The sequence below is a fragment of the Janthinobacterium sp. 17J80-10 genome, from assembly GCF_004114795.1.
In the GTDB taxonomy this organism is placed as follows: domain Bacteria; phylum Pseudomonadota; class Gammaproteobacteria; order Burkholderiales; family Burkholderiaceae_D; genus Paucimonas.
This window is the reverse complement of record NZ_CP035311.1, coordinates 1,851,752-1,862,964: the sequence shown is the minus strand read 5'-3', so window position 1 is coordinate 1,862,964 and position 11,213 is coordinate 1,851,752. Positions and strand designations below refer to the sequence as shown.

Annotated in this window: 11 protein-coding genes; 1 reads left to right on the top strand and 10 read right to left on the bottom strand. The window is 60.4% G+C overall.

Features of this window, described 5'->3' with window-relative positions:
- Nucleotides 1-116: 116 nt before the first annotated feature.
- From EKL02_RS08480 to EKL02_RS08460, 5 genes are all read right to left on the bottom strand, one after another.
- On the bottom strand, nt 117-569 hold the full coding sequence (locus EKL02_RS08480) for a thioesterase family protein (RefSeq protein WP_241687835.1): 453 nt from the start codon (nt 567-569) through the stop codon (nt 117-119).
- Between the two features lie 84 nt (nt 570-653).
- Nucleotides 654-2,126 (bottom strand): DNA recombination protein RmuC, encoded by a 1,473-nt coding sequence (gene rmuC / locus EKL02_RS08475; protein ID WP_206732470.1) that lies wholly within the window; start codon nt 2,124-2,126, stop codon nt 654-656.
- A gap of 46 nt (nt 2,127-2,172) precedes the next feature.
- The gene (locus tag EKL02_RS08470) at nt 2,173-2,577 is read right to left on the bottom strand and encodes a group II truncated hemoglobin (protein WP_128901644.1); all 405 of its coding nucleotides are present in this window, start codon (nt 2,575-2,577) and stop codon (nt 2,173-2,175) included.
- A gap of 44 nt (nt 2,578-2,621) precedes the next feature.
- A complete protein-coding gene (locus EKL02_RS08465) occupies nt 2,622-5,123 on the bottom strand; it encodes an FtsX-like permease family protein (RefSeq protein WP_128901643.1) in 2,502 nt (833 codons plus the stop codon).
- A gap of 82 nt (nt 5,124-5,205) precedes the next feature.
- Nucleotides 5,206-5,598, bottom strand: a complete 393-nt coding sequence (locus EKL02_RS08460) for a TraR/DksA family transcriptional regulator (protein WP_164931988.1) — start codon at nt 5,596-5,598, stop codon at nt 5,206-5,208.
- Between the two features lie 250 nt (nt 5,599-5,848).
- Between EKL02_RS08460 and EKL02_RS08455 the strand changes: the two genes are divergently transcribed.
- The gene (locus EKL02_RS08455; RefSeq protein ID WP_128901641.1) at nt 5,849-6,475 is read left to right on the top strand and encodes a hypothetical protein; all 627 of its coding nucleotides are present in this window, start codon (nt 5,849-5,851) and stop codon (nt 6,473-6,475) included.
- Nucleotides 6,476-6,479: 4 nt separating this feature from the next.
- Here EKL02_RS08455 and EKL02_RS08450 read toward each other — a convergent pair whose 3' ends face one another.
- The 5 genes from EKL02_RS08450 to pheS form a co-directional block, all read right to left on the bottom strand.
- Nucleotides 6,480-6,710 carry a hypothetical protein gene (locus tag EKL02_RS08450; protein WP_128901640.1) on the bottom strand — a complete coding sequence of 77 codons (231 nt, stop codon included), beginning with the start codon at nt 6,708-6,710 and terminating at the stop codon, nt 6,480-6,482.
- A gap of 165 nt (nt 6,711-6,875) precedes the next feature.
- Nucleotides 6,876-7,277, bottom strand: a complete 402-nt coding sequence (locus EKL02_RS08445) for a MerR family transcriptional regulator (RefSeq protein ID WP_128901639.1) — start codon at nt 7,275-7,277, stop codon at nt 6,876-6,878.
- An 8-nt stretch (nt 7,278-7,285) separates the two neighbouring features.
- Entirely contained in the window at nt 7,286-7,699 is a 414-nt protein-coding gene (locus EKL02_RS08440) for an integration host factor subunit alpha (RefSeq protein WP_128901638.1), read from the bottom strand.
- A gap of 21 nt (nt 7,700-7,720) precedes the next feature.
- The gene (pheT, locus tag EKL02_RS08435) at nt 7,721-10,153 is read right to left on the bottom strand and encodes a phenylalanine--tRNA ligase subunit beta (protein ID WP_128901637.1); all 2,433 of its coding nucleotides are present in this window, start codon (nt 10,151-10,153) and stop codon (nt 7,721-7,723) included.
- A gap of 35 nt (nt 10,154-10,188) precedes the next feature.
- Nucleotides 10,189-11,205, bottom strand: coding sequence for a phenylalanine--tRNA ligase subunit alpha (gene pheS / locus EKL02_RS08430; RefSeq protein WP_128901636.1), 1,017 nt, complete (start codon nt 11,203-11,205; stop codon nt 10,189-10,191).
- Nucleotides 11,206-11,213 lie beyond the last annotated feature (8 nt).

Sequence of the window (11,213 nt, the reverse complement as noted above, 5' to 3'; positions counted from 1 at the left end):
ATGCGCGCCGAATGACATCAGCGGCTGCAAATTTTGCAGTCTGAAATTTGGCGTGACTGGTTGTCCAGGTTCTTGATTTGCCGCAGTCATTCATTCCGCAGAAAGAATATCGGCAGTCAGGCGATTGTGCCCTGCATGCACAGTGGCTCAAGAGCATTGCGTAATGCCTGCGGCAGGGCCGTCGGCCGGTTGGTCACACGGTCCACATACACGTGCACGAAATGCCCCTGTGCTGCAGCGACGTCGTCGTCATTGCGAAAAATGCCAAGCTCGTATCGTACGCTGCTGTTTCCCAAATGCGCCACCCGCACGCCAACATGGATGGTGTCGGGGAATGCTATGGAACTGAAATAGCGGCACTGGGTTTCCACTACCAGCCCGATCACCTCGGATTTGGTGATGTCGAGCGCGCCCTGGCCGATCAGGTATTCATTGACCGCGGTATCAAAGTACGAGTAATAGATGACATTATTGACGTGACCGTAGGCGTCGTTATCCATCCAGCGCGTCGTGATCTGGTGGAAATGGGCAAATGCGGCCCGGGATTCTGCAGGTTTTTTTTCGCTCACAGTAACACCCGTAATTGGCATGCGCGACTTTATATCCAAATAGATGCGCGGTTGACTAGATACCTGGATAGTCCAGGCCCGACCTTACTCCTGTTGCGCAGCTTCCTCGTCGCTGCCATCCGCCAGTCCGGTGCCCAGCAATACTCGCGCAGTATCGCTCGGCAAAGCCTCCACCGACTTCAGCTTGCGCGTCATCTGGCGGGTTCGCACTTCCGCCTGCTCGATGTTGCGGGCAGCGCGTTCCAGAGTGGACTTGGTGGCAGCCAGCACTTCGCCGAACTTGCCGAATTCGGTCTTGACTGCACCCAGCACTTGCCAGACCTCGGAAGAGCGTTTTTCCAGTGCCAGCGTGCGGAACCCCATCTGCAAACTGTTGAGCAAGGCCGAAAGCGTCGACGGGCCGGAAATGCAAACGCGGCAACTGCGTTGCAAATCATCGGCCAGGCCCGGGCGGCGCATGACCTCGGCATACAGGCCTTCCGTTGGCAGAAACAGGATGGCGAAATCCGTGGTCAGCGGTGGCGACAGGTATTTTTCCGCGATCGTCCTGGCTTCCGTGCGCACGACGCGCTCCAGCTCACGGCCTGCGTTGGCCACGCCCTCGGCATCGGCATGTTCGGCCGCTTCCACCAGGCGCTCGTACTGTTCCTTGGGGAACTTGGCGTCGATCGGCATCCACACCGGCACCTGTCCCTCTTCCTGTCCGGGCAACTTGATGGCAAACTCGACGCGCGCGCCGCTGCCCGGAATGGTTTCGACATTCTTGGCATACTGGTCCACCGTCAGCATCTGCTCTAGCAGCATTTCCAGCTGTACTTCGCCCCAGGTGCCGCGCGTCTTCACATTCGTCAGCACCCGCTTCAGGTCGCCCACGCCGATGGCCAGCTGCTGCATCTCGCCCAGGCCCTGGTGCACTTTCTCGAGCCGGTCCGACACCAGCTTGAAGGATTCGCCCAGACGCTGCTCCAGCGTCGCATGGAGTTTTTCATCGACGGTCTTGCGCATTTCTTCCAGGCGCTGACCATTGTCGTTCTGCAGTTCGCGGATCTTGGTCTCCAGGGTGCCGCGCACCTCCAGCATGCGCTGGGCATTGGATTCGGTCAGCGCCGCCAGGCTCTGGTTGAGCGTATCGCCAAAACGCTTCAGTGAAGCGGACTGCTCCTCGCGTCCAGCCTGGGCCTGCTGCACCAGCGCCTGGCGCATGCCTTCGAGCTGCTGCGCATTGACTTCGTTGAGCTTGGCAAGCTGCTGGGCAAAGCTATCGATCTGGTTATTCTGGATCGTGGCGACGCTGGTCATCTGCGCCGTCAAGGCTTGCTGGAACTGCGCGAGGTTTCCCGATAATTCCAGGCGTGTTCCCTGACCTGACGTCTGCACCTGGGCGCGCAATTCCCGCTCGATGCGCTCGCTGGTCTGCTGCTGGTGCGCACGTAAATTTTCCTGCAGTTCTGCCAGGCGCGGCGCCAGATCGCCGCCTTTCGCACGCAGGAACAACAGGACTTGCAGGATGGCGATAACGACAACCAGCGACAGGAGGATGATTTCTGTAAGGCTCATGAAAACGCTATGTGAGATTTCTGTTTAAAGACAGGTTGCGCCGCATTCAGCCCGGCGTATTGCGCATCCAGTCGGCAGTCTGGTAGAAAGACTGCATCAGCCGCTCTTGCAGCGATTGCTCGACGCCGACTTCCTGCATGGCCCAGGCCATGCAGCGCAGCCACTGGTCGCGCTCGTCCGAGGCGATGGCGAATGGCAGGTGGCGGGCACGCAGGCGCGGATGGCCGAATTGTTCGATGTACAAGCTCGGCCCGCCCAGCCAGCCCGACAGAAACCAGAAAAGCTTGTCGCGCGAACTGTCCAGCGGCGTTGGATGCATGGCGCGGATAGCGGCGAATTCCGCTTCCAGATCCATCAGGTCATAGAAACGGTCTACCAGTTCCCGTAATTTATCTGCCCCGCCGATCAGATCGTAGGGGATGGGCTGTTGCGATTCGTCTTCAGTGCTCATGGCAGCAATGATAGCCTATCGGGCCACCGCCGTGGTCACCGCAGTCATGCTTCCCGCAGGGTCTGCAGCGGTGGCTGCCGCAACACGTTGCGCAAGCCGATCCAGCCGCCGATGAAGGCGCAGGCAATGCCGACTGCCAGGCCGGCCAGCCAGACCGAGGGGTCGAACATCCACTCGAATTTGAAGACAAAGCGTGCCAGCATCCAGCCGACCGCGGCCGCGCCGCTGGCGGCAAGCAGGCCGGCCAGGCCGCCGACCAGCGCAAACTCGATCCATTGCGCCTGTGACAACTGGCTGCGCGTCGCGCCCAGCGCGCGCAAAAGCCCCGCCTCGCGCGTGCGCTCGTCCTGCGAGCCGACCAGCGCGGCATACAACACCAGGACGCCAGCGGCCAGGGTGAAAAGAAACAGGAACTCCACGGCCACCACCGCCTGGTCGATTACTGCCTGCAACTGGCGGATGATGCTGCCGACATCGACCACCGTCAGGTTGGGAAAGTCGCGCGTCAGCTCGTTGACAAAGCTTTCCCGGCTTGCCGGCAGGTGGAACGCGGTGATCCAGGTTTGCGGCATCTCCTGCATCAGCGACGGATTCATGATCACGAAGAAGTTCACGCGCATCGAGCCCCATTCCAGCTTGCGCAGGCTGGTGATCTGCGCCGATGCCAACTGCCCGCCGATGTCGAAAGTCAGCATATCGCCCAGCTTCAGGCTCAGTGTCTTGGCCAGGCCTTCTTCGACCGATGCCTCGGGCTTGCCGTCGTCATACCAGCGGCCGGCGACGACGCGGTTCTGCGGCGGCGCCGCCGCCATCGTGGAAAGGTTGAATTCACGGTTCACCAGGCGCTGCGCGCGGTCGTCAGCGTAGCTGTCGCCCTTGACCGTGGCGCCGTTGACTTCGACCAGGCGTCCGCGGATCATCGGGTACAGTTCGGCATCCGCCGCGCCGATGCTGCGCAGGCGCTCGGCGATATCGGCTTTCTGTTCCGGCTGAATATTGATGATGAAGCGGTTTGGCGCATCTGCCGGCGTGGACTGGTGCCAGGCATCCACCAGGTCGCCACGGATCACGGTCAACAACAGCAATGCCATCAATCCCAGCGCCAGCGCGACCACCTGGATCACGGTAGCGCCCGTGCGTCGCTGCAAGCCGGTCAGGGCAAAGCGCCATGCAGCAGTCGGCATTAGCCCGCGCAAAGGGCGCAATGCCTGCACGGCCGCCCAGCCGACCAGGGCGAACACCGCCATGCCTCCCAAAAAGCCGCCGGCAGTCAGCAAACCCAGCGTCAGGTTACCGGCTTGCCAAAGCAGCAAGGCGGTAAACGCCCCCAGCCCCAGCAGGTAAGTCACCAGCGTCAGCGGCTTGGGCGCATCCTGCTCGCGCCGGATCACGCGGTTATGCGGCACCTCGCGCAGCTGCAAAATCGGCGGCATGGCAAAACCGGTCAGCAGCAACATCCCTGTCGCCAGCCCCTGCACGGCCGGCAGCCAGCCGACCGGCGGCAAATCGCTGCTGACCAGCGTGCCCAGCCATTCAAGCAGCACGAAGTGCGCGCCGAAGCCGGCCAGCACGCCCAGCGCGCTGCCGAGCATGCCGATCATGATGAACTCGGCCAGAAATAATGCGGTAACCTGTCCTTGCGGCATGCCCAGGCAGCGCAGCATCGCGCAGGTGTCGACATGGCGCAACATGAAGCGGCGCGCCGCCATCGCCACCGCAACCGCGGCCAGCATGGCTGTCAGAAGGCCTACCAGCGAAAGGAATTGTTCGGCACGCTCCAGGGTCGACTGCATTTCCGGGCGGCCCGACTCCAGCGACTCCAGCCGCACGCCCTTGGCGTTGGCGCCGTCCATTGCCGTTTTCAGCCAGCGCTGGTAAGCCTTGACCTCGTCCGCAGGCCCGGCCAGAAGCAGGCGGTACGTCACGCGCGAGCCATCCTGCACCAGGCCCGTTGCGGCCAGGTCGGACAGTGACAACAGCACGCGAGGGGCAAAATTCATGAAAGCGGCGCCGCGGTCAGGCTCGACGGCAATCACGCGACCGATGGTAAAACGCTTGTCCCCGAGTTGCAGGCTGTCGCCCACCGCCACTTTCAAGCCGCCCAGAAGGGCGGGATCCACCCAGACCGTGCCTGGCGCGGGGATACCGTCGGCCGCCCTCGCAGGTCCGTCCGGCTGCGCAGCTACCGAGACGCGACCACGCAAGGGATAGCCAGGGGAAACGCCCTTGACAGACACCAGTTGCGAAACCGATTGCGCGCCCTTGCCTGCCAGCGCCATGCTGGGAAACGCCACCGTCTCGGCGAGCGCCAGACCGCGCCGCTCCGCCTCTGCGCGCCAGGCGGGCGCAACGGGCTGGTCGGCATTGATCACCAGGTCACCGCCCAACAGTTGGTGGGCATCGCGCTGCAAGCCGGCGCGCATGCGGTCGACGAAAAAACCGACCGACGAAAGCGCGGCTACAGCAACAATCAGGGACAGCATCAGAAAACGCAGCTCACCGGCGCGCCAGTCGCGCGCGGTCATCCGCAGGGCTTGCAGCAGCATGGATCGACTTTCCGGGAATATGGGCAGAGCACCTATTGTAATGAAAAGTCGACCCACGCATGCGCTGCCTGCCTTGTCACCCCTACATGCTGGAACCCCTGCCGGGATCGATGTGGGTCTTTTCATGCTGCATCTGGCACGGCGCGCAGCGCTCCGCAGTCGGCTGGACCTGCAGCCGTTCATACGGGATATCGTAGCCGCAGTCGACGCATTCCCCGTACTTGCCATTGTCGATGCGCTCATAGGCATGCTGTATTGCCCGCAATTCGCCCATGTCGCGGCCCACTGCGGCATTGCCCAGATCGACCGAAAGGTCGGCGAAGGAAGAATCGCCCGCGTCGGGCGCTTCGCTGGCAACATCGGCATAATCGTCCTGCTGCGCCACTTCACGCCGGATATCCTCGCGCAAGGCGTGTTCCCGCGCCTGCAGGATATTTTTCAGCTCGGCGATCTGCTCGGTACTTAAGTCTGTCATGGCACATGTTTCCGAAATTAGGATGACTGGAAAAGCCGGCGACGGAATGCAATCCGGAGGCATGTTTTAATGCCTTGAATTGTGCACGCTCGCGTGCCGGATGGCGCATCCGGGCGACACCCTCATGTGACATGGCGCAAGTAAGGGTGTTCCTGCCCGCCGGTGTGTGTTTGCCGGCTATCGGATAGTTGGTGAACCTGCCCGGTGCGGATAAAATATGGACATTCACGCCCATTCATCCTTAGACCCTATGCCAGCAGTCAATATCACGATCAGCGAAACAGAACATAAAAAACTGCAGGATGACTATGAAAAAATGGCCGCAGCATGGGCTCTGCAAGGCCGTCAATCGTCTCCGCCCTCCTTTGACCACTGGGTAAGTGAACGACTGACTGGAACGACACCGGTTTCGGCAGAAGAAATCAGCCACATGCGCGTGTTTTCGGCAATCGAGCAACTTGTCACCAGCATGCATGTGCATGGCCTATGCCTGGCCAATGTCGCCGGCGACGCAACGCCGGTTGAAAAACCCGCCCATGACCTCGCGCAAGAACTGGCACGGCGTTTCGACTTGCCGCAGCAGTATGTCAAGCGTCTGCAGGATGTCTTTACCTATTATCAAAAAAATGTCGCCAGCCTGGTCGATGGCGGCGCCGGCACTACCGTACTGCATTCCGGCGCCGCGATGGAAAGGGCCTATGAAGACCTGCTCGACCGCACGACCAAGGCGCTCGACCACCTGGAACCGGAGCGCGCCATTGGCCGTATCGAAGGCGCAATTGCGATCCTGGTCAGTCTGGATGTGATGGGACGTGACAGCGCCAAGGAGAAAACCCTGGCTTTCAAATCGCTGGCGCGCGCCCAGAAAAAAGCCTGATTTCTCAACCAGTGCGAGGCTTGTTATCGAGCTGCGGCAAGCGAACGAGTTGCAGCAGCAAGGCCCCCTGCACCATCGACAAGGCAACATTGCTGCCAAATTGGAAGCCGCGCATCGCTGCGGCATCCATCAGGTAGAGCACCTGTTCGCGCGTCAGCAACTGGCAGTCGTCATGTGCGGAAAACGCTGCACGGTTTTTCTGGCTGATTTCGCTAACAATTTCGTCTGAGGTCATTTTTAACTCCAATCCAGCGAAATGGCTCGAACTGCCGACCGGAGTTTTAACGATACAACTGTTTTTATCAGACTAATTGTCCGCGCTCATATTTCCCGCAGGTTGGGGCAAGCGCAGTGGAAATGATTGGGTGCTGCAGGGACGTGTCAGACGGCAACTATCGATTCAGGATGCCGGCTTCAGCAATTCCATGATTGCCAACAACTCGACACGCAAGGCCGCCACGTTGCCAAACCTTGCTCCGCCATCGGCAGGACCGGGATCAGGGACACGGGCAGTTACCAGCGCAGAATTCTCCAGTTTGTTGCGCGCACCACTGATGGTAAATCCCTGTTCGTAAAGCAATTCACGAATGCGACGGATCAGCAGCACTTCATGATGCTGGTAGTAGCGGCGGTTGCCGCGGCGCTTGACCGGCTTTAGCTGGGTAAATTCCTGTTCCCAGTAGCGCAGGACATGGGGCTTGACGCCGCACAATTCGCTCACCTCGCCTATCGTGAAATAACGCTTGGCGGGAATCGGCGGCAACACCGCCACTTCAGGCTTAAGGATGGTGCGATCGTTCATGCACTAACTCAGGCAATGCTGGCAAGCGGCTGGCGGCTGGTGTCTTCCACCATGCCCTTGAGCTTCTGGCTGGCGTGGAAAGTGACCACACGGCGCGCCGTAATGGGAATTTCTTCGCCCGTTTTCGGATTACGGCCAGGGCGCTGCGGCTTGTCGCGCAACTGGAAATTGCCAAAGCCGGAAAGCTTGACCGATTCGCCGCGCTCCAGGGCATTGCGGATTTCGTCAAAGAAGGTTTCCACCATATCCTTGGCCTCGCGCTTGTTCAAACCGACTTGCTCGAACAGCAATTCGGCCAACTCAGCCTTGGTCAGTGTCGGCAAGTCTTTTTCAGCCTGCGAACGCGCCCGGGCCTCCAGCATTGCCCGGTTCAGGTCAGCAGTCAGAATCGATTGAAATTCGGCTGAAGTCACGTCATTCATGCTAAAACTCCCCCTCCTGCATCAGGTACGCAATTTCGCGTCATGCTTTTTTGTGACGGCAGCCAGTAGCGCAGCGACTGCCGCTTCCACTTTGTCGTCCTGCAGGGTAGTTTGAGTATCTTGCAAGGTGACCCGGAAAGCAAGACTTTTTTCGTTGTTTTCCAGCCCTTTGCCGCGATATTCATCAAATAAAACAATGGCTTGCACAATGCCGCACTGCGCATTCGCTGTCTTTTCGGCAAGGAAAGTGTCGATCAGATCCTGTGCCGGCAGCGCCTGTGGCACGACCAGGGCCAAATCGCGCGTCACGGCGGGGAATTTGGAAATTTCCTGGTACGCAGGCACCTGACGCGACTGCAAGGCATCCGCATCAACTTCAAACACGACAGGCGCCAGCGACAAGCCATATTTCTGTTGCCAGCGCGGATGCAATTCCCCGACAAAGCCGATGTCTTTGCCATCGAGCGAAATCTGCGCCGAACGTCCGGGATGCAAGGCAGCGTGCTCGGCCTTGGTAAAACGCAGCTGTTGCGGCGCGAACAAGGCTTCCAGATCGGCTTTCACATCAAAGAAATCGACGTTGCGCGAAGGCTGTCCCCATTGCTCCTCGACCACCGGACCATACGCCAGCGCCGCGACCCGCTTGGGCTGATCAAAGCCGGCCACGGCAAGGTCGCCGTCCCTGGCGGCCGGGTTGCGCAGGAAGACGGCGCCGGTCTCGAATACACGTATGCGGCTGACCTTGCGGTTCAGGTTGTAACGCACATTGGCGACCAGGCTGGCAATCAGCGACGAACGCATGACGCTCATCTGGCTGGCGATCGGATTCAGCAGGCGGATCGGGTTCATATTGCCGCTGAAATCGGCTTCCCAGGCTTCCTCGACAAAGCTGTAATTCACTACTTCCTGGTAATCCAGGTCCGCCAGCAGGCGGCGCACGGCAAACAGCGAACGGCGGTTTTCCGGCGGGATGCGCATTTCATTGGCGGCCACCGGCGGCAATGCCGGGATATTTTCGAAACCATAGACGCGTGCGATTTCTTCGATCAGGTCTTCCTCGATCTCGATATCGAAGCGGTAAGACGGCGGCGTGACATCGAAGCCATCGTCCGTGGCGGTGAATTCCAGGCCCAGGCGCGTGAAGATATCGGCGATCTGCGCCGCCGTCAGCGGCACGCCGATCACTTTCACGGCGCGTGCGGTGCGCACATGCACGGGCTTGCGTGCAGGCAGGTTGATGACCTGGTCATCCACCGGGCCAACCTGCGTGTGGTCCTTCTGGCCGCAGATTTCCACGATCAGCGCGGTAATGCGGTCGAGGTGCTCGACGGTGGTCGCAAAATCGACGCCGCGCTCGAAACGGTGCGCCGCATCGGTCGAAAAATTGTAGCGGCGCGCACGCCCCTGGATGGCATTGGGCCACCAGAACGCGGCTTCCACATAAATGTTTTGCGTGGTTTCCAGCGTAACGGCTGTATCGTCGCCGCCCATGATGCCGGCCAATGCCTCGACACCGCGACCATCGGCGATCACGCCCACCCAGTCGTCCACGTCGACGGTATTGCCGTTCAAAAGCTTCACGGACTCGCCCTGCTTACCCCAGCGCACCTCCAGGCCACCTTCGATCTTGTCGAGGTCAAACACGTGGGTCGGACGGCCCAGTTCCAGCATCACGTAGTTGGAGATATCCACCAGCGCGGAAATCGAACGCTGGCCGCTGCGCTCGAGACGTCGCTTCATCCAATCCGGTGTGGCTGCCTTGGCATTGACGCCGCGGATCACGCGGCCGGAAAAACGCCCGCACAAGTCCGGGGCCGAGACTTTCACCGGCAGCTTTTCAGCCGAATTGACTGCCACCGCAGTGAAGGTCGGCGCCTTCAGCGGCATGCCGGTCAATGCCGCGACTTCGCGCGCCACGCCCAGCACCGACAGGCAATCGGCCTTGTTCGGTGTCAGCTTGATGGTGAACTTGAGATCATTCAGCAGATAGTAATCGCGGAAGTTCTGTCCGACCGGCGCATCTTCCGGCAGATCCATCAGGCCCGCATTTTCCTCCGACAGGCGCAATTCGCGTGCCGAGCACAACATGCCCTGCGACTCGACACCACGCAACTGGCCAACCTTGATCTCGAAGGCCTTGCCATCGTCGCCCGGCGGCAGCACGGCGCCAGCCATGGCGCACGCCACCTTCATGCCGACGCGCACATTGGGCGCACCGCACACGATATTCAACAGCGTACCGGTGCCGGCATCGACCTGGCACACGTTCAGGCGATCGGCATTGGGGTGCTTGGCGATTTCCAGCACCTTGGCCACCACCACGTTCGAGAAAGGCTGGGCTACCGGCTCGACTTCCTCGACTTCCAGGCCCGACATCGTCAGCAGATGCGCCAGTTCATCCGAAGTCATCTTCGGATCGACCATCGTGCGCAGCCATTTTTCGGAAAATTGCATAATTCAGCCTTCAGATATTCAAAACAATTGCGCGATCAATTGAACTGCTTCAGGAAGCGCAAATCGCCTTCGTAGAACAGGCGCAAGTCGTTGATGCCGTAACGCAGCATGGTCAGGCGCTCCAGGCCCGAGCCAAAGGCGAAACCGACGTATTTTTCCGGGTCCAGGCCATAGTTGCGCACCACAGTCGGGTGCACCTGGCCGGCGCCGGAGACTTCCAGCCAACGGCCCTTCAAAGGACCGCTGCCAAAGGCGATGTCGATCTCGGCGGAAGGCTCGGTAAACGGAAAGTACGACGGACGGAAGCGCACCTGGAGGTCGTCGGTCTCGAAGAAGGCCTTGACGAAGTTCAGGTACACGCCCTTGAGGTCAGCAAAGCTGATGTCCTCGGCGATCCAAAGGCCTTCGACCTGGTGGAACATCGGCGAATGGGTGGCATCGCTGTCGACGCGGTAGGTACGGCCCGGCGCGATCACCTTGATCGGCGGCTTGTTCATGCGCGCATAGCGCACCTGCATCGGGCTGGTATGGGTACGCAGCAGCAAGGGCTTGCCGGCGCTATCCTTTTCCTCGATGTAGAAGGTGTCCTGCATCGAGCGCGCCGGATGGTTTTCCGGGCTGTTCAATGCGGTGAAATTGTTCCAGTCGGTCTCGATCTCGGGACCATCGGCGACGTCAAAGCCGATCGAGCCGAAGATTTCCTCGACGCGCTGCCAGGTGCGCATCACCGGATGGATGCCGCCCACACTGCGCCCGCGTCCCGGCATGGTGACGTCGATGGCTTCGGCATTCAGGCGTGCTTCCAGCTGTGCATTGGCCAGCGCATCGCGACGCGCGGTCAGCGCATTTTCGATCTGCTCCTTGGCGGCGTTGATGACGGCACCCTGGACCTTGCGCTCTTCCGGCGCCAGCTTGCCCAGGCCCTTCATCTGTTCGGTGATCTGCCCGGTCTTGCCGAGGTACTTCGCCTTCGCGTTTTCCAGCGCGGCGGCATCCTGCGCGGCGGCGAAATCAGCCTGCGCCTGGACGACGAGTTGTTCTAGGGGATTCATGCTTTGCC

Coding starts and splice junctions, on each gene's coding strand:
- rmuC (WP_206732470.1), bottom strand. CDS start 2,126: ATGAGCCTTACAGAAATCATCCTCCTGTCGCTGGTTGTCGTTATCGCC.
- EKL02_RS08470 (WP_128901644.1), bottom strand. CDS start 2,577: ATGAGCACTGAAGACGAATCGCAACAGCCCATCCCCTACGATCTGATC.
- EKL02_RS08465 (WP_128901643.1), bottom strand. CDS start 5,123: ATGCTGCTGCAAGCCCTGCGGATGACCGCGCGCGACTGGCGCGCCGGT.
- EKL02_RS08460 (WP_164931988.1), bottom strand. CDS start 5,598: ATGACAGACTTAAGTACCGAGCAGATCGCCGAGCTGAAAAATATCCTG.
- EKL02_RS08455 (WP_128901641.1), top strand. CDS start 5,849: ATGCCAGCAGTCAATATCACGATCAGCGAAACAGAACATAAAAAACTG.
- EKL02_RS08450 (WP_128901640.1), bottom strand. CDS start 6,710: ATGACCTCAGACGAAATTGTTAGCGAAATCAGCCAGAAAAACCGTGCA.
- EKL02_RS08445 (WP_128901639.1), bottom strand. CDS start 7,277: ATGAACGATCGCACCATCCTTAAGCCTGAAGTGGCGGTGTTGCCGCCG.
- EKL02_RS08440 (WP_128901638.1), bottom strand. CDS start 7,699: ATGAATGACGTGACTTCAGCCGAATTTCAATCGATTCTGACTGCTGAC.
- pheT (WP_128901637.1), bottom strand. CDS start 10,153: ATGCAATTTTCCGAAAAATGGCTGCGCACGATGGTCGATCCGAAGATG.
- pheS (WP_128901636.1), bottom strand. CDS start 11,205: ATGAATCCCCTAGAACAACTCGTCGTCCAGGCGCAGGCTGATTTCGCC.